Source organism: Paenibacillus hubeiensis, from assembly GCF_032334105.1.
Taxonomy (GTDB): Bacteria; Bacillota; Bacilli; order Paenibacillales; family Paenibacillaceae; genus Paenibacillus; species Paenibacillus hubeiensis.
Genome location: NZ_JAVYAE020000010.1, coordinates 1 through 20844, shown reverse-complemented (window position 1 = coordinate 20844; position 20844 = coordinate 1). Strand labels below are relative to the sequence as shown.

Sequence of the window (20844 nt, the reverse complement as noted above, 5' to 3'; positions counted from 1 at the left end):
TAGCGATCACTTACTATACAACCATGACAAACAAACCTCATGCTGACAGCAAAAAGAAAGATATTCTGAGAGCGGCCATGCGGCTCTTTGCGACCAAAGGCGTTGACGGCATTTCCGTCAAAGAGATCGGAGACGCTGCCGGGGTGACCGACGCGGCGATCTATAAACATTTCAAAAACAAGGATGCCGTCGCGCTCGAAGCGTTCACCCAATATTGCGCTGAATATACCGCCTTGATTGACGGATATGTCCGGCAGGAAGGGCCGGTTATGATGCGTTTCACCCAACTCATCACCGACGTGCTGCGGCTTCACGATGAAGACCCTTACGGGTTGCTGCTGATATCCCAGAACCACGAAATCTTTGCCGACATGGGCAGCAGCGACGATTACCGCCAGCCGCTCGACGCGCTCGCCGATTTGATCGAAGCAGGCATGCAGACCGGCGAGTTGCCGGAGCAGAATGCAAGGTTCACCGCCGTGCTCTTGATCGGTGCCGTAACCAGCATGGCTACGGCCAGCATGCAAGGCGAGCTGCCCCAGCAGCTTGCCCCATACGCAGCTGAAGCGGCGCAGCGATTGGGAGCCATGCTGACGGCCCAACCGAATTTCGGATGATAACCAAAGGAACAGGTCATTCATGGCCTTTTCTTATGCCTATAAGGTTAGTAAACATTAACTAAAATAATGGAACGGGAAGTGTTTGCCCATGAAAAACGTATTGATCATCGAGTCCAACCCGGTCACGAACAGTTTTAACGGCACGCTGGCGGAAGCCTATCGCAAAGGCGCCTTGGCAGCCGGGGCCGACGTGCGCGTCATTCATCTCAACGAAATGCGGTTTGACCCCAACCTTTCGGGAGGTTACCGTGACAAAATGCCGCTTGAACCCGATCTCCTGGAAGCGCAGGAGCTCATCAAGTGGGCAGAACACATCGTGTTTGTCTATCCGATCTGGTGGGGAGGTCCACCCGCGCTGCTGAAAGGGTTTCTGGACCGGATATTGCAGCCGGGATTCGGCTTCAAATATAAAAAGGGGAGCCCCTTGCCCGAACAGCTGCTTAAAGGCCGCACGGCCCGCCTGATTACAACGATGGACGGACCGCACTGGTACTTCAAGTTCATCCAAGGCCAGCCGGGCCACAACATGATGAAAAACTCCATTCTCCGCTTCTGCGGCATCAAACCGATCGGCATCACCGCGGTGGGCCAAGTGGGCAAGCTCTCGGCGGAACGCCGGCATTCTTGGGCCGGGAAAATAGAACGGCTCGGGCAGCGGGTGAGGTAGCCTCTCCGGCTCCGCCGCCGTGTTTTATTTTCATCCAGACGGACGGCATTCGCCCCACGCAAAAAATGCGGCCCCACAAAGGCCGCATTTCTCATTTTAGTTTGGCATGCGTTATCTTCTATAACTGAAGGAAAGCTTTTAGCGTCCGGTCGGATAGTCCAGGCAAGTATTCGTGCCCGTATTCGGGATACACCAGCAGCTCCTTCTCCGCGGCTATGCGGTTGTATGCCGCAAACTGGGTGGATGGCGGACAGACCGGATCGGCCAGCCCCGTGACGAACAGCACCTTTGCGCGAATACGGTCGGCCAGATTGGATATGTCGATGTACCCCAGCCTGCGAAACACCTCTCCCTCCCGCAGATGGTTCGGGTCGAACCAGCGGAAATAGTAGACGAGCTCCTCATAGGCTGATGTGGATGCCCCCAGCTCCCAGGCGCGCTTGTAGTCGGAGAGAAAGGGATAGACGGACACCGCCAGCTTCACGCGCGGTTCCAGTGCGGCACAGGCCGCGGCCAGCGCGCCTCCCTGCGAGCATCCGTATACGCCCACGCGGCCTTCATCCACGCCAGGCATCGCCATCAGAATGCGCACCGTCTGTACGGTATCGAGGAAAACCTGGCGGTAGTACAGCTTATCCGGGTCCGGATCGTCCAGGCCCCGAATAATCTGCCCGCGAATGGTCGTCCCCTTCACGGGCTGGTTATCCTCCGACAGGCCGCCCTGCCCCCGGCAATCCAGCGCCAGCACCGTCATGCCGTGGGCCGCATACGCGACCTTGTCGAACCAGTCGCCGCTGTCGCACGAGTATCCGTGAAACATGGCCATCGCTTGCCCTTGGTCAGCGGACGATCGGATCGGACGTGCCAGCTTGGCATGTACCCTTGCACCTCCCACCCCCGTAAAGTAGAGGTGGAAACATTCGGCCACCGGCGATTGGAATGATGCCGGCACCAGTTCATAGTCCAGCGGCTGGCGCTCCAGCTCCGCAAGCGCCCGTTCCCAATATACTTCGAAATCGTCCGGCTTCGGACTGCTTCCGCTGTAGGCTTTTAGTTGTTCCAAAGGCATATCGCCCATGCTGCTCACCCCTTCATGGTCAATCATCCCTGCCCGTCTGGACGGGAGCAAGAATCTCTCCCCCGCATCCGTTCGGGAAATTACAGGCGTCCTTCCTCTGTATCCCCGGGAATCACTTCGTTGGTTTCGATCACGTAGTTCACGATCTCGCCGACCGTTGTATACGCAACGCCGACATACGTATCTGCAGCGCCATAATAGATCGCGATCCTGCCGGACTCCGCATCATGCAGCGTGGCGCACGGGAATACCACATTGTCCACAAAACCCTGCTCCTCATACCATTGCTCCGGGGTCAGCACAAAGTTGGCGGAACGGTACTTCACCTTCGACGGCTCATCCAGATCCAGGAGGACGGCACCCATGCTGTACACGAAGCCGTTGCATGTGCCGGTAACGCCGTGGTAGAACATCAGCCAGCCCTCCGACGTTTCGATCGGAGCAGGACCGCCCCCGATTTTGACCGATTGCCACCAGCCTTGGCCCCCCTTGCTCATCACATGGCGATGTTTGCCCCAATACACCAAATCCGGACTTTCACTGAGGAAAATGTCACCAAACGGCGTGTGCCCGCTATCGCTGGGCCTGGACAGCATGACATAGTTATCGTTGATTTTGCGCGGGAACAGCACGCCGTTGCGATTGAACGGCAGCATCGGATTTTCGAGCCGCACAAACGTCTTGAAATCGTCCGTCCGGGCCAGTCCGAGAGCAGCGCCATAAAAGTCGGTGCACCAAATGATGTAGTAGGCGTCCTCAACCTTCACCAGCCGCGGGTCGTACGCATAGTTTGGCATGAAGGGCTCGCCTTTTTCGTCCACGAAGGCGATCCGTTCCTCCTCGATCGTCCAGCTCAACCCGTCTTCGCTTCTTCCCAGATGCAGGTGCGGACGGCCGTTGATCGTTTCGGCGCGGAACACGCCGATGAATTTGCCCTCGTATGGCACCACCGCGCTGTTGAAGACGCGGGCTACTCCCTTGGCCGGATTGCGCGGAATAACCGGGTTGGCGGAATGACGCCACACCGGACCCTCGAAGCCCTCCGGTTTATCCTCCCACGGCATGTTGGACAAGGCCTCGCCGACGATGCGAACTTCTTTCTTTTCGATGACAGTCATCGTATTGATCTCCCTTCATGTGAAATGATTTATCGATCCGACTATTTGACCGAACCTTGCGTGAAGCCGTTATAGATGTATTTCTGCAGCAGCAGGAAAATAATCACGGTAGGAATGATAGCGATCATGATGCCTGCGCTGATGACCTCCCATTGGGAGCCGAAAGGGCCCTTGAACTTGAAGAGAGCGGTCGAGATGACCTGCAAATCGGTTTTGGGCATGTACAGGAACGGCGTGTAGAAATCGTTATAGATGTTGACCCCTTTGACGATAATGACGGTCACGATGGCCGGCTTGAGCAGCGGCAAAATGATTCTCCAGTAAATGGTGAAGTAGGACGCCCCGTCCAGCATGGCCGACTCGTCCAGCGCCGTGGAGATCGAACCCAGAAATTGCAGGAAAATATATACGGCAATAATGTCGGTGCCCAGATACATGACGATGGCCGCCCAGCGCGTATTGAACAGCTCCAGCGCATTGATAATCTGGAAGGTGGCGACTTGCGTCGTTACGCTCGGAATGAGCGTCGCCAGCAGAAAGGCGGTCAGCATCACCTTTTTGCCCCGAAAGTTAAAACGGTCCAGAATGTAGGCGATCATGGAACCGGTGAGCGTTGCTCCAATGATGGAGATGACCAGAATGATCAGCGTGTTTTTGAAACCTGTAAGCATGTTGCCGTCCACGAACGCCTTCGTGTAATTGGCGAAGTTAAGCCAGTTCTCCGGCGGGGCCAGCGGGCTGCTCGTTGCGTATTCTCCGTTGGTTTTGAAGGAAGCGAACAGCACGACCACAATCGGGATCAAAGCGACCAATGCGGCGATGATGAGCGAGGCATACTTGAAAATGCCCGCGAGCGTATATTTGGCTTGTTGCATGTTCAGTCCTCCCCTTTAATGGCGATGCGCTGGATCATCGTTACTACGATGACGATCAGCAGCAGCACGACCGCCATAGCCGAAGCCAGCCCCAGCTTGCCGTATTTGAAGGCCAAATGTACCGTCTGGATCACAAACGTCATGCTTCCGTTGGAGCCGTCGGTCATGATATATGGAATATCGAACGCGCTAATGGCGCCGCTGATGGCCAAAATCAGATTAAGCTGCAAAATCTTGACGATGCTCGGCAGGATGATATGCCGGAACTGCTGCCAGCGATTGGCTCCGTCAATATCAGCCGCTTCGTACACATCTTTTTGAATGGAGGAGATCGCTCCAAGGAAAATAATGAAGTTGAAGCCCATATATCTCCACACCGACGCACTCGCCAGCGAAACGTTGATGATGTTCGGATTTCCGAGCCACAGCTGCGTATATTGACCGAGGCCAAGTGCGTTCAGCAATGTATCCAGCGTGCCGTCCGGCTTGAAGAAAAACAGGAAGATGAATCCGATCGCCACCCCGTTCAGCAGGTACGGGAAAAAGAGCACGCCCTTGAACAAATTTTTGCCTCGCAAATTGAAGCTCAGAATGGTGGCAAAATATAGAGCCAGCCCCATCTGCACAAACGTAGCCACGAAATAATAGGCACTGACGATGAATACTTTGAAATACTCCGGATCACTGAAGATGCGTGCGTAATTTTCGAAGCCGACATAGTCCATGCGCTTGCTGTATCCGTTCCAATCGGTGAAGCTGTACTTGAACATGTTGAACACGGGCAAGTAGGCGAAGGTAAACAAAAGTGCCAACGGCACGATGGAAAAAAGGATAATAATCAGTTTGCGTTGAGCCGAATAGCCCCAATCGGAAACCTTCAAGTATTTCATGCTCTCCACACCTCCCAGCGGATATCTCCGCTATTTGCAAAAACGTCGATTGAACGGCGTTCGGGAACATGCCGCCCGCCGCACGACTCCTGATCCAGACTGAAACGGCTTGCGATCCGGGTGTACGCTACCCGGCAAACGGAACCCGGCAGGCCCCGTTTCCCAGACAACTCCTTTTCTCTCTCACCGGATCGCAACGCCGACGGATGATTTACTTTGCGACTTCGGCACGCGCTTTGACCCACTTGTCGTTCAGGTCTTTCATGATGTCGTCATAGGTTTCGCTGCGATTGCCGATGGCGGCTTCGATGATGCGTTTCTTGAAGTCCGGCTGCCAAAGGCCGATTTCGCCTTCGTTGTCGATTTTGTCGATCAATCCTTCCTGCCCTTCCTTCGCCGGCGTCAACGTCGAAAATTTCACGTCGCTGTATTGCTTCAGGATCGGAGGCAGTTCCGCGCTCTTGTCGGCGCTCATGCCGCCGCCCTGCTCGACGGCATAATTGGATTTGGCCAGGAACCAGTCGATCCATGCCTTGGCGGCCGGTTTGTTCTCGCTGTTCACGTTCATGCCGATGTTGTAGTCCGCGGAGAGCGGCACGATGACCTCGCTTGCATTGGTCGGGAACGGCAGAAATCCGATGTCGTCCGGTTTGTCGGTAAGATCCTGAATCTGCGTGATGGCCCAAGAGCCAAGCGCCATCGTCGCGATTTTCCCATTCGCCAGATCCGCCTTGGAGCTCTCCCAATCGGTTGTTGTCGGATCTTTCTCGATCAGACCGTTCTTGGCGGCATCATACAGCACCTTGTACAGCTCGTAATGCGGCTGACCTGGCACGAAGTTATCATCGGTGTTCGGCTGTTCTACATTCACGTAATCGATGCTGCCGGCCACGGTAGGCAAATCCGATTCCCATTGGGTCAATGCCCAGCCTGATGCATAGTTCGTATAGAGCGGGATCGCATCGGTGTTGTTTTTGATGACTTGCAGAGCGGCCTGAAATTGCTCCGGCGTCTTCGGCAATTCGGCAATGCCCGCATCCTTGAAGACCTGTTTGTTATAAATGATGCCGGAGAACGTAATCACCGTCGGAATGCCGTACACCTTGCCGTCCACCATGCGTTCTTCGATGGCGGTGTATTTGTCCTTCAGCTCGTCGTACGTGCCAAGCGGCTCGAAGAAATCAGGAATATCCGCAATCGGCACACTGGTCGGAATCATGAGCACATCACCGTAATCCTTCGTGCTCATGCGAATCTTCACCTGACCCTCATAATCGGCCAATGCCTGAAAGTTGACCTTTACATCCGGATACTCCTTGTTGAATTCTGCGGCGTACTCCTTGAATACGGTGTCCACGATATCCGTCCGCTGCGTCAATACCGTAATTTCGCCTTTGATGTCGGCCGGGTCCGTGCTGATTTCTTCGCCTGCCGAAGTCCCGCCTCCCGACGAACATGCTGCAAGCAATGAAGTAATGAGCAGCATGGTGAGCAGCAGCATCCAACCTTTTGGTTTCTTCATGAAGCTTCGACCCCTTTCGAGTTATAAATTAAGTTATCGTTTAGGTTACAAAATGAATTCTATATTGGTAACGCTTACGTGTCAATACAGAGAAACATTGCTTCTTTTCGATGGAATGCATAACGGCTCATTGACATCCAACCTTCTCCCCCATAATATAATAAACTAAGGTTACCGATTACTTTATTTTATGTTTTAATTAAAATACGTTCATACCAAATCTGAAGGAGCGCTCATTCATGATCGAGGCAGCACCACTCAAACACGAAATCAAAGCGCACTGGGAAGAGAAAATTTTGCCTTTCTGGTCCGCCCTTAAGGATGACAAGCACGGCGGATACTACGGCTGGGTCGACAACGGCCTGCGCGTGAATCAGGATGCCCCCAAAGGCGGGATTGCAACCGCGCGCCAGCTATGGTCCTTTGCGGCCGCATATCGCGTGACGGGTGAAGCGAAATGGCGCGAGCATGCGGAGCACGCCTACCGATTTCTCGTCAATCATCTGCTCGATGCCGAGCACGGCGGGCTGTACTGGATGGTAGAGGCCGACGGAAAAGCCCTCGACACCAGCAAACATGTATATGCGCAAGCATTCGGGGTTTACTCGCTCAGCGAGTATTACCGAGCGACAGCAGACACCTCGGCGCTGGGGTTGGCTCGGGCCCTGTTCGACCTGATCGAGGACAAAGGCCTGAACAAGGAGCTGCCTGCCTACAAGGAGCAGTTCGACCGTCACTGGAACGAACAGCCCAATGAAATGTTAAGCGAAAACGGGGTCATCGCGGACTATACGATGAACACGCACATACATGTGCTGGAGGCGTACACCACCCTGTACCGCATCTGGCCGGATGCCAGGGTGAAGGCTGCACTGGAGCGTTTGCTCGCCATTTTGCATGAACATGTGTACAACCCGGACACCGCATTTCTGGGGGTGTTTTTTGATAAACAGTGGAATTCCATCATTGACCTGCAATCCTACGGACATGACATCGAGGCGAGCTGGCTGATCGACGATACCCTTCGTGTGCTTGGACTGGATCAGCATCCCCAATATTCTTCGATGGTGAAGGATATTGCCTACAACATTGCCGCCGAAGCGATCCAGCCGGACGGTTCGCTCGCCAACGAGCGGGAAGACGGCCGCGTGGACGACACGAGAATCTGGTGGGTTCAGGCCGAAGCGATGGTCGGTTTCTACAATGCATATCAGCGCACTGGGGATACTTCGTTTCTGGAGAAGGTAAGCGGATTGTGGAAATACACGAAGGAGCATATCGTCGATTCGCGTCCGGGCGGGGAATGGTTCTGGTCGGTCGCCGCGGACGGCACGCCAAGCCTTCACGAAATGGCCGGGCCATGGAAATGCCCTTACCATAACAGCCGATTTTGCATCGAACTAATCGAGAGGATGGGATAACGATGATACACCCGAAATATTATGACATGCTCGAACAACAAGAACTGCTGCTGAACCGTCCGAATGAGAAATGCGATTCTTTCTACAACGGCATATACGATCGATACCGCTATCCTGTCGTTACGCGCCATCACGTACCGCTGCACTGGAGATTCGATCTGAATGAGCAGACCAATCCGCATTTCATGGAACGGCTCGGCATCAATGCCACTTTGAATCCGGGCGCGATCTATCACGAGGGAAAATATATCTTGGTGGTACGAACCGAAGGATTGGACCGGAAATCCATCTTTGCGCTTGCCGAGAGCGATAACGGCATCGACGGATTCCGTTTCACGGGAGCCCCGCTGGTCTGGAACGACATTGATGCGGACGAAACCAATCAGTACGACATGCGGCTCGTCAAGCATGAAGACGGCTGGATCTACGGCATTTACTGTTCGGAGCGCAAGGACCCTGACGTGCCCGCATCGGACACGTCCAGCGCCGTAGCCCAGGCAGGGCTTGTACGGACGCGGGATCTCGCCACATGGGAGCGCCTGCCGAACATTCAAACGAAATCGCCGCAGCAGCGCAACGTGGTGCTGCACCCGGAATTCGTGGACGGCAAATACGCGTTCTATACCCGACCGCAGGACGGATTCATCTCTACAGGCACCGGCGGCGGTATCGCATTCGGATTGTGCGATGACATCCTTAATCCGAAGATCGACGAAGAACGCGTCATGGACGAACGCCGCTACCACACGGTTTATGAGGTGAAAAACGGTCAAGGGCCCGCTCCGCTCAAAACCGACCGCGGTTGGATCCATATCGCTCACGGGGTGCGCAATACGGCCGCAGGCCTGCGTTACGTGCTGTACACGTTCGCGACGGCCCTGGAGGACCCGGCGCGAGTGATCGCCAAACCCGGCGGGCATTTCATCGCACCTTATGACGATGAGCGCGTAGGCGACGTATCCAACGTCATCTTCTGCAACGGCGCCGTAGTCAACGAGAAGGACGAGGTATTCATTTATTACGCATCCAGCGATACCCGCTGCCATGTGGCCACGACGACGTTGGATAAGCTGGTCGATTACACCTTCAATACGCCAGCCGATCCATATCGCTCCCTGGATTGCGCCATTCAGCGCGGCGAGCTTATCGCGCAGAACGAAAAACTGCTGCAGCTCCAAACAACCTGAAGCGCATCCGAAGAGACCGATCCTTCCGCTGGCCAGGAACGGCCTTCTTTACCCTCGAATTTCTTTATTCCGCGCGAGTAACGATGTATACTGATATGGATTGTTACTATGCATAACGAAATGAAGAAAACCGGTAATTGGAGGACTGCACACTGGACCTATACCGGCTTGAAGGGGGCGACCAAAGCTGAAGAACAACATCACCATGCGGGATATCGCCGACAGGCTCGGGGTCAGCAGTGTGACCGTCTCGAAAGCACTTAACGATAAGGAAGGCGTCAGCGACGAGTTGAAGGAGAAGATCAAGGCGCTGGCCGTGGAAATGGGCTACCGCTTCAACGCTGCCGCAAGGTCGATGAAGGAAGGCCTGACACACAACATTGGCGTCATTATTCCCGAGCGCTTCACCGGGCCCGACCAATCGTTCTATGTTCGTGTCTTCCAACGGATTACGAAGCATCTGGAGGATCAGGGCTACTACGGCATCCTCCATATTTTGAACGAACACGACGAAAAAGCATTGACGCTGCCGCGGCTGTACAGCGAGAGCAAGGTCGATGGGTTCATCGTGCTGGGTCAGATCAGCAAGGAATACATCGAGCTGGTGCAGTCGATGGAAGCGCCGAAAATATTTTTGGATTTTTACGACGAACATGCGGATATCGACTCGGTGGTCACGGACAATTTCTATGCCGCATACGAGCTGACCAACTACCTCGTTCAGCAGGGCCATCGCCAAATCGCCTATGTCGGCAATCTGTATTCGACCAGCAGCATTCAGGACCGCTTCCTCGGCTATTACAAATCCTTGCTGGAGCACCGGCTTCCGCTAAACCAGGAACTGGTGCTCAACGATCGGGACGAAAGGGGAACCTTTGTCGAGATCGAACTACCCGAGGAATTGCCTACCGCTTTTGTCTGCAACTGCGATCAGGTAGCGCACCTGCTGGTGCAGAAGCTGACCTCCATGGGGGTTCGGGTACCGGATCAATGTTCCGTGGTCGGCTTCGATAACGACATTTACGCTATGCTGTCCGATCCAAAGCTCACCACAGTGGAAGTGGATGTCGAACATATGGCGCGAACCGCCGTACAATCCATTTTGAAAAAAATCGAGCAGCCTAACCGCAGCTTCGGACGCGTGCAGGTCAAGGGGAACATTATCTACCGCGATTCCGTCAGCACGCCGCCCGCTAATGCGGAGCATCCGCTATAAGAACTGTACCGCCCACCCGTTCCTCGGGATGCCTCAATCGCGGCTGCCCAAAGCGTCAGCCTACGCAGTTTGCTCGATCGTTCAAGCCCCGAATGGGTTTGAGCGCAGGCACAGCCTTGCACGTCGGTTCAACCGAATACAAACACCCCGCGAACGCGAACGTTCCCGGGGTGTTTGGCGTTGACTTGGCAAAGCAAAGTGCCGTTCAACTTCACCGTTTCTCAGCCATGTCTGGCAAACCGTTCTCGCCAGGCTCTTTTGCCGTTTAGTAGGCGACCTTCAACCAATTCTCCTTAGACCACGAAAGCTTGCCGGCACCGGCTCCGTTCGAACCGGAAAGCCGCGCGTTCAGCGTGGATGGATCGTCCACCGAATAGCTGTAAGGCAGAGACGAGAAGCCGTTCCACGAAAACGCCTTAATAGCTGCGGGGACAGGGCCAAGCGGGCTGCCCGTGGCATCGCTGTCGCCCCGGAACGAACTTCCGTCCAGCGAATAGATCGTGTCGGCAACCCGAATTTTGCCCGTATACGCTGCATCGGACGGATCGGTCTGATTGTTGCGGACCGGGTATACCACGTCCTTGATGACTGATTTTTCCACCAGCACGGCACCGCTTTCCGTCGAAATCGCTCCATTGCTGGTGACGTCGAACTTATACCCTTTGGACGAAATGGCCGAGGCCATAGCTGACGTAATTTTGCCCTTGGCCGCACGCGCTCCGCTTGCATCCATAATGATGTTGTACGCGTGCACATTGCCGCCGCGCAGGCGCGGCATGCGGTCCTGGATGTCTTTGTACAGGTTATGGTGCAGCGTCATGGACAGATTTGCGTTGGCCGCCTCAAGGCTGGTCGAACCCACAAGATGCCCTTTTTTCTGCGAGGAAGCGACGGCGATAATGTCCGCTTTGCTCAGGCCCACGGCACTGCTGCGAAGATAGTTGTACATCGGGTAGGCGGATTTGTTTGCCTCGAGCTCGTTGATCTGCTGCGTAACCCAGCTATTCGAGCTGCCGTCGTCGCCTTTGAACAGAGACCAGGAAATGGTCACGCCGCTCGTTCCTTTTTTGGAATCCACGAGACCGTCATACGCTTTGTTGAATGTACAGTGATCGATCCAGACGCCGCTGCTTTCTTCCAGCGTAATGTAATCCCAGTCGTTTTTGTCGTAATCGCCCTTGGTCGACTCGTCCCACTCCCATAATTCATCGAATTCCAGATTGCGAATGACCACATTGGAGCTGCGTTTGATCGAGAATGCTGCATGTTTGATCTTGGACCCGTTGGCCGAAAAAATAGTCAGACCGTTAAAGCCGTCGATCGTCACCTTGCTGACGCCGGTCTGCTTCAACACGGGATGGGTCAGCGCATCGTTATGTTTGGCAAACGGGGATGTCTGCGCTGCGCTCGGAATTTCGTTCCAACCCAGATGGAGATCGTTCATGATCTCGACCACCTTGACGCCAGACCCTTTCTTGAGCGCTGCCTGCAGATCGGTCGCCGTATACACCTTCCGGTATTTGGCGGTATCCGATTCGCTCACGATGCCTCCGCCTGCATTGCCTTGGGAGAAGCCCGTCAGATTATAGTCGGCGTTTCCCGCCGCCTTCACATCCGACCCGCCTGCACCCAGAAGCGTGAAACCCAATGCAAGCGCCAGGGCCCCGCTGCACAACGTACGAATCTTGTTTCTCATAGAACGATGCCTCCCGATTCATAATGGAATGTGTTCGTTCGCCAGCCCTTTCCGGACCGCACGGACATGCTCCCAATGTAATTCGGGAAACCGGTTACGACAATAATCCCTGGATCACATTCATGTTTTTGAGGCGGAAAAGCGGCTGTGATCCACCTAAAGCAACCTCCCATCCTTCATGTTTAACCCTGCCTTGATCCAGTCTGAAATGCCTTCAGCATCAACAAGGTAAACCTCCATCCTAATTTCCACCTCATTCAACCGCCATCTTCCAATTCCAACCTTTCCAGAATTCACGCGCTTAGTCACGCGAATGAGGGCGAAGCAAAGCATACATGCGCCATTCTTATGAACATAGCGCGAGTACGCTTCGCATCTCCCCCTGGAATCGTCAGATTTCCGCCAAATAAGACACCTCGGATTCGTGGTTCGTTGATTGTTGAGCTTTACCGCTTAATGGAACGCGTCCAGAATCCGCCATGGAACTGTTTCGGTTCCACCGTGATGACAAACGCCTTCGGATCGAGTGCCAAAATGGTCTGGTAGAGCAGCTTCTGGTTTTTGCGTTTAGCCAAAATCTCCATCACCAGCCGGTCCCCGTCCCTGCCGCTGCCAACCCATGAGGTTACTCCGTATCCCTTATCTCTTAACGCATTCGCCAGGCTTCCGTCCATCTGGTTGCAGATCACCTTCACCGTGACGTAGCCTAATGCAATCTTCTCCTCGATCCATGCCCCCAAGAGCACGCCAAGTCCATACCCCACCGCATAGACGATCAACGCCGCAGGCTGCTTCAAATAACTGAGCACGAGATTGAGCCCCAACACGTAAATGACGATTTCGCCCATGCTGATCAGAGCTGCGATGTACTTTTGACCTTTCAGCGTCAGGATCATCCGCAGCGTATATGCCGACACGTACACGATCTGTATCGCGAAAATGAACAACAATATTTTAAACAATCGCACATCCCTCTCTTTTCCGAACCTGGCGGGCAGCATGCGAGAAAATACAACCTCGCTCCAACTCCGATTCGTTCTCTCGCCTGCATCTTCGTTCGACGCACCTTATCTTCATCATTGGACGTAAAGCACGAATTTTAAACGGGATGGACGAAATCTGCCCGGAAGGCATGAAAGTGCCGCGATGCGCGCGGCGGATTATAGACGTTCAGCGCCAGGAGGGAGGTTCAAGCTGCCGTCCGGAAGCCATCCCGGAGCTTGGCCGATAAAGCACCGTCCACAGCACAACATTGGCTACAAGCAATATGGCGAGATAGATCCAAATGCCTGCAGGCAAAGTACGCACCCATGCGTGCAGTCCCCACAGCAGGCCAATGACAGGCAAATACGCGAGAATGATCCATCCATCACTTTGCTGCGCCATGCTGAAGGACTGGGAGAATGGAGGCTGCTTCAGCAGCAGCTTGCCGGACGGCGGAATCAGCGCCAACGCGGTGAGCAGGATGACTATGAGATCAGGGACGATTCTCCACCCGAACGTCCAGCCGAACACGACGGCGTTAAGCAGATACATGGGCAGGAACATGTTAGTGGCGAACGCCTTCAGCGCCGCGCTGTACAATACCCCGTCATGCGCCAGCGGGGCGGCACGGAAGCTCCAGAATGCCTTGTAGTTCCCCGAAAATTTGAGCATGAGCACGACGGACATAATTAGAAACAACATGATATACATCGTATAGAACATCGAACTTTGCCTTAGCTCGCCCCACGACTCCGACTGCAAATAGGTGAGCCAGAACACGTAAGGCAGCACAAAGGATAAGCCGATGGAAGGATATACTTTGAGCTTGAATTCCCGTTCGTTCCGCATCATGTTCGCTGACAAGCGGAAGCAAGCCTGTTCTTCCCTAGAGCGGCACAACAATTGCGCGATGCGCCGATCCCAACGGCCACGCTTGCGCTTCGACGTTTGCCCGGAATGGGCCATTTTCTCCAGATAAAGCTCAAAGGACGGCATAAGCTTCACGTATGCAAACATGCCGATCATCGGGACAAGAACGCCCAGCGCGGTGAAGACGTAAATCCAAGCATTCCCGCCACCGCCTAACAACCATTCAAACGCAGACGCATACCACACCGGAGGGAGAAACATCTGCCACCAGTCTGGGGTATACACCATGTCTGTGTCGATGATGGAGAACGAGCGAATGACGAGCTGATATCCTACCGCGATGCTGATGGACAATGCGATTTGAACCGTGTTAATCATGTCCCTGAGCCTTTCCCCGTCCAGGAATCGCATCATGAACAAATAGACCAGGGATGTGCTTACGAGCACAAGCGATACCATCAGAATGAGCTCAACCAGAAAGATGACAAAAAAGATGATGCCATGTTTGACAAACGCAGCAACGAGCGGAGCGGCCGTCAAGGAACCGGTCAGCAGCAGCAAATACACGCCTGCATGGATGGCTCTTGCCAAGCCCACGGTTCGGGCGTTTACCGGTTTGGTCAAAATGATGTTGCGATCCCGGATATCCAGCAGCACCGCGGAAAAATCGGAAACCATCGACGTCATGATGATGAACATCAGCATCGCCGTCACGATGCTCATGGACAGGATGTAGGGGCCCATATCCCAGATCATGAAAGGCACCATAATGATGCCCATCAACGCATAGAACCACAGGGAACGAATGTACATATTGCCGTCCTTGTTTTCCTTGGCTGCCCTGGACCCCGACAAAATGGTCGGCACCCTGCGTCCATCCATCTGGAACTTCACCTGCAAAATCAGACGCAGCATGTCGTAATCGGCTCCCGTGCGTTCGACCAGGCCGCGAAATCGGTCCAAGATCTGCAGCGAGCGAAAGTCCGGTCTCTCCACCATTCAGCCCACCTCCTGTACAATGGACACGAAACGCTCCGCAATCGTCTTATGTTCATTGAAACCCGTCAGCTGGTTGAATACTTCCTCCAGACTGCCCTCCTTGGACTGCTGCTGCAGCTCTCTGAACGTGCCGTCCGCCATGACGCGGCCTTCCTGAATGAGCACGATACGGCTGCTGATCTTCTCTACCACATCCATAATGTGCGAGGAGTAGAAGATCGTCGTACCCTTGGCCGAGAGCTGAGCCATAATCTCCTTGAATACCATGACGCTGTTGGCATCCAGCCCGCTGAGCGGTTCATCCAGAAACAGCAGATCCGGATCATGCAGCAGCGCCGAGATTAACAGCACCTTTTGCCGCATGCCTTTGGAGAAGGATGAGATGCGCGAATGATAGGATTTCTCCAGTCCAAAACAGTCCATCAGCCGCTTCGCCTTATAGTCGGCCTCCTCGTACGGAATGCCGTACAGCTCGCCGGTAAACGTCAAATATTCCGCTGGTGTCAATTGCTCATACAGATCGGCCACTTCCGGCACGTAACCGATTCTGCGTTTGTATTCCACGCTGCCATCCTCTATATCTTGGCCAAAGATGCGGACCTTGCCCGAAAACCCCTGAACCAAACCAAGCATGATTTTGACGGTGGTGCTTTTTCCCGCGCCGTTGGGACCGATATACCCGATCATTTCTCCCCGATTTACCTCAAGATCAATGCCATTCAACACGTAACGCCCGCCATATCTCATGCGCAATCCTTCCATGGAAAGCACTTGTTGTTTATTCATTCGGTATTCCTTCCCTTCCATTTGTTATCTGCAATCCCACTATTTTACCACATTTAAGTGTTCAAAAAATGATACATTGTTCGCAATTCGTTTTCCTCCGCAGTTTCTACGATCGACAATGTGCCCCATCCATGCTTTGCAGCGCCGGTAGAACAGCAAAAAGACGCTTCCCCGGAAGCGCCTCCTCTGTTCAGGCACAGCAATGCCTTTTTATAGATAAAATTATATCGTTGGATTTAATCCTCATCATCAAAGTCCTGATCGAACTTCAACACTTTGCCCGTGTCGGCGTCGACATCGACGTCTGCCTCGCCCTGATCCGTTCTCAGCTCGACTTCGTACACATAGCGGCCGTCGTCATGGTCCAGCTCCACTTTGGTCACTTTGCCGCCGCCCACTTGTTTCAACGCGATGCTCGATGCTTGGGCTGCCGTCAGCTTTACTTCTTTGGAACCCGCAGCAACCGTGCCTGTTGTGTAATCGTCGTCATTGTCGTCATCGTCGTCATTAAGCACGGCAACAATTTTCCCGGTGTATGCATCCAAACGCACAACCGCATCGTTGCCTTTCCGGTCGATTTCGACCTCATAGAACGTTTGGCCGTTTCTGCGCTCCAAGTCCACATCGTCCACTTTCCCTTCAACCGCCTTCAAGGCTGCTGCTTTGGCCTGCGCTGCCGTCAACAGCGTTTCCGTGCCCGTTTGAGTCGTCACTTGCGAAGTCGGCTTCGACGCCTGCTGCGCGGATTGTCCACCGATGCCGCTGCTTGCCGCCGCTACGGCCGTTCCGCTCAACAATACTGCCGCCGATATCGTGCCAATCCAAAGTTTACGTTTGTTCATCATCATCCATCATCTCCTCATGTCATGTTCTGATCTCGTCTACAAATACAGCTTAACCCTTAAGGATGAGAGAGCATGGAGAACAAGATTAGAATTTGATGAGAAAACGACAAACCGGTTCGCGCCCCGCTCAATCGTCTTCCTTATCCCACGTAACCGAGCGGATGTCGCCGGAGATGGCGTTGACCTGCACCGTAGCTTCACGGCCGTCTTCCAGATCGATGTCTACCAAGTAATAAGCAATGCCGTCGTCGGTGCTGCGCAGTTCGATGTCATCGACCTCCCCAGGCACCCTTGCCAAAGCTTTGCGTTCGGCTTCCTTTTCGGTCAAAATGTGAGCCGCACTCTCCCCATCCGACTTCCGATCGGACGGCTGCAGTTTTTTCGAGGACAGCACCTTCCCTTCATAAGGGTCGATCGTCAATTCCGCACGACTGTTGTCTGCCGCTTGGACCACGGCCGTGTATACGGGGCTGCCATCCTTCTCGATCAGTTCCAGCGATTCCAATTGTCCCACGGTCTGATTCGATAGCTCCGTTTTGACCTGCTCCCGGCTTAACAGAGGTTTCTCCTCCGATCGCTCGCCGGCTTCCAATCGTTTGATGGCTTGCACGGTTCCCGTTACCGCATCCAGCTGAATGTCATACAGTCCCGTTTCGGAGCGAAGCTGTATCATATAGGTACGGTCTTTCAGCGTGGAGCTGACGATTTCCCCGGGGTACTGCTTCAGTACCGATTGCGCAGCTGCCTCGGCGGTCAACGTTGCCCGTCCGGATTCCCAAGGTCGCCACCACACAGCCGTCCATACAACAACTGCCGCCACAACGAGGCTCCCCACGATCCAGCCTAGAGCACGCAGCCCGACAGTGCCCTTACGTCCGCCAACCTGCGGGATCTGATCTTGCTTCTTCATCCGGGGTGATAGATAACCGTTATGGCTATTATGATCGTTATGGCTGTTGTGGCTGTTATAGCCGTTATGCCCGTCCTCCATTCCATGTCCTCCTTCCGTGCTCTATGGGTATTATAAAAGGGAAGAATGAGAAATTCATGAGAACGGGACCTCCCGAGCTGCAGCCGGCAAAACGATGGACGCCTCAGTGCCTCGGCCGACACGGCTTGCAAGCTCGATTCGTGCACCTACCGCCTCGGCGATATCTTTCGCCAGCGAAAGGCCCAGCCCTGATCCGCTAATGCCTTCGCTGCGGGTTCTGGACTGTTCGACGCGATAGAAGCGGTCAAATACCTTGTCCAATTCTTCTTCGCGGATGCCGATCCCCCGGTCCACGATTCGGATCACGCAATCCCTTTTGCTTGCTTCGAGCCGGACAGCAATGTCATCCTCGCTATATTTGCGGGCATTATCCAACAGGATGAACAAAAGCTGTTTCAGCTTGCTTTCATCCGTAACTGCCCAGACGTTGTCTGGAGCTTCGCATGTCACTTTACGATGGTATGCCTCCCGAAAAGCCATGGCCGATTCCTGCACCAGTCGGGAAACATTCACCTTGTCCAGCCGCACATTCCACTGTTCGGGCTGCTTGGCCAGCTGCAGCAGTTGTTCGGTCATTTCCCGCATGCGGACCGCTTCCGACAGGATCGCATCTACCGCTTCCTCGAACACCTCCGGCTGCTCTTTGCCTCTCCGCTGCAGCAGGCTGGCGTAGCTTTCGATAATGGTAAGCGGGGTCTTCAACTCATGCGATGCATCGGAAACGAACCGTTCCTGCCGTTCAAAGTTCGATTCCAGCAAATCCATCATCCGGTTGAACGTCTGGCCCATCGTGTTCAGTTCATCCTTTGAACCCGCGCCCAGCACCAGGCGTTTAAACTGGCCGCTCGACTGAATGTCGCTCATGGTGTTCGTCATCTGTTGAATCGGCCGGGTCATTCGGTTGGCCAGAATCCGGCTGGCTGCGATGGCCGGGATCAACGCCACAACCGTGACGACGATCAGTACCGTGCGCAGCACTGCAAGGCGACTCTCCGTATCCGCAATGCTCTCGGTAACCTGCACGTTGACCACTTTGCCGTCCGGCCAAATCAAGGGCACGGACACCCACACGTAACCGGTCTGGTCGACACGGATATATTCGGATTTTTTGGCGCTTTCGTATTTGTAGGGCTGCTTGCTCAGCTCCTCCTCGTTAAACGTCGTAACCGGTGGAGAACTGGTGCCGTCCTCGTTCACGATTCGCAGCATGCCGTTCAGCGGCGCATAAGCCCGAAGCAGATCGTCCGGCGGAATCGCATCCGCCGACTGGCGAACCCCGGACACAATCGATTCGGCCTCGGCCTCGATTCGTTTGATTTCATTATCCATGGACATCCATTCAAACACATAATAGATCGACAAATTCGCGGCGATTAGCAGCACGGCGAACAGGACGGAAGAGTACCCGTATATTTTGCTGCGCAGGCTCATATCGTTTCCTTGAGCACGTAACCCACGCCACGCACGGTATGGATCAAAGGCTGCGCGAAGCCGTTATCCACCTTTTTGCGCACATAGCGGATATAGACGTCCACCACGTTGGTATCGCCGTAATAGTCAAACCCCCAAACGGACTGTACGATCTGGTCGCGCGTCAGCACCTGGCGCTGGTTGCGCAGCAAATATACGAGCAGGTCGAACTCCCGCGGCGTCAATTCGATCGGCTTGCCGTTACGCAGCACTTCACGGGTTCCTTCGTTCAGCTTCAGGTCTGCCGCAGATAACCATCCGCTCTCCGGCTCCGCCATTCCGGCATCTGACACCTGACCGCCGTTTCCAGCCTCATTTGGTCCGCCCATCGAAGAAACCGCCGCCGATGCCGCCGCGGCGCTTAACCTCAATGCTGCACGTACTCTCGCAAGCAATTCCTCAATGCGGAACGGCTTCGTAATATAATCGTTGGCCCCCAGGTCAAGGCCCGAAACCTTGTCTTCCACCGAATCCTTGGCGGTCAGCAGCAAGATTGGAATCGATGCATCCTTTGCCCGGATGCGCCGCAAAACCTCGATGCCGCTCAAACCAGGCAGCATAATGTCCAGCAGAATCAAATCCCACTGACCGCCTGCATATTTCTCCAACCCTTCCGTTCCGCTGCCAGCCTTTCCTACGCGGTATCCCTCATATTGCAGCTCAATTTCCAGCAGGCGCGCAATTTTCGGCTCGTCTTCAATGACCAGCACGGCTTCATCCATGCAGCTTTCCCCCTTAATCCACTTTCCAGCTCCCATATCCGATATGCGTGCTACAGCTTGCCCAATGCATCCTCAATGGCATCGTTTCCGGCCACAAGATCGAATGCCTTGCGATACGTCTTCTCTTCCTGCAAAGATGCCGCGATAACGCGGGCAACATCCTCGCGCGGGATGCTTCCCGGCTTCAAGTCCGTGCCAACGGCCACTTTGCCGGTGCCCGGCTCATTCTTTAATCCGCCCGGGCGAATGATCGTGTAGTTTAGTTCACTGTCCAACAACGCCCGATCCGCATAGTGCTTTGCCACATAATAGGGCTTGATGGCCTGGGACCATTTTTCCCGCTGATCCGCGCCAAATGCGCTGACCATAATATATCGTTTGATTCCGCGTTCTTTCGCCGCTTCCATTGTTTTCACCGCTCCGTCCAGGTCGATCAGCAGCGTTTTGTCCGCTCCCGTGGAACCGCCAGAACCTGCCGTAAATACGACTGCATCGTGATCCTTCATCGCTTCAGCAAGCTCTTCCACGCTCCCCTCCAAATCGCCAATGACGACATGGGCGCCAAGCTGTTTCAACGATTCCGCTTGTTCAGCTTTTCGAACCATGGCGGTAACCCGGTGTGCTGCTTCTTTGGCCAGCAGTTCTACCAGCAGTTTTCCGATCTGTCCGTTTGCTCCGATAACCAATATGTTCATCATAATACGCTCCTTCCGGTTATGGCGATATACGCCTTAATATACCATAACCAACCGTGGCTTTTATAACCGCTGAACAGCGCCCACTTTCTACTTGAACCAACGACGAAATAATAAAATCAGGACCACCCGTCCAACGGGTGGTTTGCTCTTGGGGTATAACCCCTTGTTGCCAAACTGCGCCTAAAGACG

Annotated in this window: 20 protein-coding genes; 5 read left to right on the top strand and 15 right to left on the bottom strand. The window is 54.2% G+C overall.

Going from position 1 to position 20844, the window contains the following annotated elements; translation table 11 throughout:
- Positions 1-23: 23 nt before the first annotated feature.
- Positions 24-617, top strand: a complete 594-nt coding sequence (locus RSX24_RS22135; protein ID WP_343261800.1) for a TetR/AcrR family transcriptional regulator — start codon at positions 24-26, stop codon at positions 615-617.
- Positions 618-708: 91 nt separating this feature from the next.
- Positions 709-1287: an NAD(P)H-dependent oxidoreductase gene (locus RSX24_RS22130; protein WP_343261799.1), complete on the top strand. Its 579-nt coding sequence runs from the start codon at positions 709-711 to the stop codon at positions 1285-1287.
- A 118-nt stretch (positions 1288-1405) separates the two neighbouring features.
- Here RSX24_RS22130 and RSX24_RS22125 read toward each other — a convergent pair whose 3' ends face one another.
- From RSX24_RS22125 to RSX24_RS22100, 6 genes are all read right to left on the bottom strand, one after another.
- Positions 1406-2365: an acetylxylan esterase gene (locus RSX24_RS22125; protein ID WP_343261895.1), complete on the bottom strand. Its 960-nt coding sequence runs from the start codon at positions 2363-2365 to the stop codon at positions 1406-1408.
- An 80-nt stretch (positions 2366-2445) separates the two neighbouring features.
- Complete coding sequence (locus tag RSX24_RS22120; protein ID WP_343261798.1) at positions 2446-3483, bottom strand: glycoside hydrolase family 130 protein; 1038 nt, start codon at positions 3481-3483, stop codon at positions 2446-2448.
- A gap of 41 nt (positions 3484-3524) precedes the next feature.
- On the bottom strand, positions 3525-4358 hold the full coding sequence (locus RSX24_RS22115) for a carbohydrate ABC transporter permease (protein ID WP_339275176.1): 834 nt from the start codon (positions 4356-4358) through the stop codon (positions 3525-3527).
- Positions 4359-4360: 2 nt separating this feature from the next.
- Entirely contained in the window at positions 4361-5248 is an 888-nt protein-coding gene (locus RSX24_RS22110; RefSeq protein ID WP_339275177.1) for a carbohydrate ABC transporter permease, read from the bottom strand.
- Entirely contained in the window at positions 5245-5418 is a 174-nt protein-coding gene (locus RSX24_RS22105) for a hypothetical protein (protein ID WP_236413347.1), read from the bottom strand. Before RSX24_RS22105 ends, RSX24_RS22110 begins: the two co-directional genes overlap by 4 nt.
- A gap of 41 nt (positions 5419-5459) precedes the next feature.
- Complete coding sequence (locus tag RSX24_RS22100; RefSeq protein ID WP_236413348.1) at positions 5460-6770, bottom strand: ABC transporter substrate-binding protein; 1311 nt, start codon at positions 6768-6770, stop codon at positions 5460-5462.
- 239 nt (positions 6771-7009) lie between these two features.
- Between RSX24_RS22100 and RSX24_RS22095 the strand changes: the two genes are divergently transcribed.
- From RSX24_RS22095 to RSX24_RS22085, 3 genes are all read left to right on the top strand, one after another.
- The gene (locus tag RSX24_RS22095; protein WP_343261797.1) at positions 7010-8191 is read left to right on the top strand and encodes an AGE family epimerase/isomerase; all 1182 of its coding nucleotides are present in this window, start codon (positions 7010-7012) and stop codon (positions 8189-8191) included.
- A 2-nt stretch (positions 8192-8193) separates the two neighbouring features.
- Positions 8194-9378, top strand: a complete 1185-nt coding sequence (locus tag RSX24_RS22090; RefSeq protein ID WP_236413350.1) for a glycoside hydrolase family 130 protein — start codon at positions 8194-8196, stop codon at positions 9376-9378.
- Between the two features lie 187 nt (positions 9379-9565).
- Entirely contained in the window at positions 9566-10594 is a 1029-nt protein-coding gene (locus RSX24_RS22085; RefSeq protein WP_438286870.1) for a substrate-binding domain-containing protein, read from the top strand.
- A 265-nt stretch (positions 10595-10859) separates the two neighbouring features.
- On the opposite strand, the gene RSX24_RS22080 is transcribed toward RSX24_RS22085, so the two are convergent.
- From RSX24_RS22080 to RSX24_RS22040, 9 genes are all read right to left on the bottom strand, one after another.
- Complete coding sequence (locus RSX24_RS22080) at positions 10860-12290, bottom strand: pectate lyase family protein (RefSeq protein ID WP_343261796.1); 1431 nt, start codon at positions 12288-12290, stop codon at positions 10860-10862.
- Between the two features lie 446 nt (positions 12291-12736).
- Complete coding sequence (locus tag RSX24_RS22075) at positions 12737-13252, bottom strand: DUF2179 domain-containing protein (protein ID WP_236413354.1); 516 nt, start codon at positions 13250-13252, stop codon at positions 12737-12739.
- Between the two features lie 208 nt (positions 13253-13460).
- On the bottom strand, positions 13461-15143 hold the full coding sequence (locus RSX24_RS22070) for a hypothetical protein (protein ID WP_236413355.1): 1683 nt from the start codon (positions 15141-15143) through the stop codon (positions 13461-13463).
- Entirely contained in the window at positions 15144-15929 is a 786-nt protein-coding gene (locus RSX24_RS22065; protein ID WP_236413356.1) for an ABC transporter ATP-binding protein, read from the bottom strand.
- A gap of 236 nt (positions 15930-16165) precedes the next feature.
- On the bottom strand, positions 16166-16777 hold the full coding sequence (locus RSX24_RS22060) for a PepSY domain-containing protein (protein WP_236413357.1): 612 nt from the start codon (positions 16775-16777) through the stop codon (positions 16166-16168).
- Positions 16778-16901: 124 nt separating this feature from the next.
- Positions 16902-17765, bottom strand: a complete 864-nt coding sequence (locus RSX24_RS22055; protein ID WP_343261795.1) for a PepSY domain-containing protein — start codon at positions 17763-17765, stop codon at positions 16902-16904.
- Positions 17766-17819: 54 nt separating this feature from the next.
- On the bottom strand, positions 17820-19196 hold the full coding sequence (locus RSX24_RS22050) for a sensor histidine kinase (RefSeq protein ID WP_236413359.1): 1377 nt from the start codon (positions 19194-19196) through the stop codon (positions 17820-17822).
- A complete protein-coding gene (locus RSX24_RS22045; protein ID WP_343261794.1) occupies positions 19193-19957 on the bottom strand; it encodes a response regulator transcription factor in 765 nt (254 codons plus the stop codon). Before RSX24_RS22045 ends, RSX24_RS22050 begins: the two co-directional genes overlap by 4 nt.
- Positions 19958-20007: 50 nt before the next feature.
- Complete coding sequence (locus tag RSX24_RS22040) at positions 20008-20652, bottom strand: SDR family oxidoreductase (RefSeq protein ID WP_343261894.1); 645 nt, start codon at positions 20650-20652, stop codon at positions 20008-20010.
- Positions 20653-20844: the final 192 nt, after the last annotated feature.

Bases quoted from the DNA above. Each gene is read 5' to 3' on its own strand.
- RSX24_RS22135 (WP_343261800.1), top strand. From the start codon at position 24: ATGACAAACAAACCTCATGCTGACAGCAAAAAGAAAGATATTCTGAGA.
- RSX24_RS22130 (WP_343261799.1), top strand. From the start codon at position 709: ATGAAAAACGTATTGATCATCGAGTCCAACCCGGTCACGAACAGTTTT.
- RSX24_RS22125 (WP_343261895.1), bottom strand. From the start codon at position 2,365: ATGGGCGATATGCCTTTGGAACAACTAAAAGCCTACAGCGGAAGCAGT.
- RSX24_RS22120 (WP_343261798.1), bottom strand. From the start codon at position 3,483: ATGACTGTCATCGAAAAGAAAGAAGTTCGCATCGTCGGCGAGGCCTTG.
- RSX24_RS22115 (WP_339275176.1), bottom strand. From the start codon at position 4,358: ATGCAACAAGCCAAATATACGCTCGCGGGCATTTTCAAGTATGCCTCG.
- RSX24_RS22110 (WP_339275177.1), bottom strand. From the start codon at position 5,248: ATGAAATACTTGAAGGTTTCCGATTGGGGCTATTCGGCTCAACGCAAA.
- RSX24_RS22100 (WP_236413348.1), bottom strand. From the start codon at position 6,770: ATGAAGAAACCAAAAGGTTGGATGCTGCTGCTCACCATGCTGCTCATT.
- RSX24_RS22095 (WP_343261797.1), top strand. From the start codon at position 7,010: ATGATCGAGGCAGCACCACTCAAACACGAAATCAAAGCGCACTGGGAA.
- RSX24_RS22090 (WP_236413350.1), top strand. From the start codon at position 8,194: ATGATACACCCGAAATATTATGACATGCTCGAACAACAAGAACTGCTG.
- RSX24_RS22080 (WP_343261796.1), bottom strand. From the start codon at position 12,290: ATGAGAAACAAGATTCGTACGTTGTGCAGCGGGGCCCTGGCGCTTGCA.
- RSX24_RS22070 (WP_236413355.1), bottom strand. From the start codon at position 15,143: ATGGTGGAGAGACCGGACTTTCGCTCGCTGCAGATCTTGGACCGATTT.
- RSX24_RS22065 (WP_236413356.1), bottom strand. From the start codon at position 15,929: ATGAATAAACAACAAGTGCTTTCCATGGAAGGATTGCGCATGAGATAT.
- RSX24_RS22060 (WP_236413357.1), bottom strand. From the start codon at position 16,777: ATGATGATGAACAAACGTAAACTTTGGATTGGCACGATATCGGCGGCA.
- RSX24_RS22055 (WP_343261795.1), bottom strand. From the start codon at position 17,765: ATGGAGGACGGGCATAACGGCTATAACAGCCACAACAGCCATAACGAT.
- RSX24_RS22050 (WP_236413359.1), bottom strand. From the start codon at position 19,196: ATGAGCCTGCGCAGCAAAATATACGGGTACTCTTCCGTCCTGTTCGCC.
- RSX24_RS22045 (WP_343261794.1), bottom strand. From the start codon at position 19,957: ATGGATGAAGCCGTGCTGGTCATTGAAGACGAGCCGAAAATTGCGCGC.
- RSX24_RS22040 (WP_343261894.1), bottom strand. From the start codon at position 20,652: ATGAACATATTGGTTATCGGAGCAAACGGACAGATCGGAAAACTGCTG.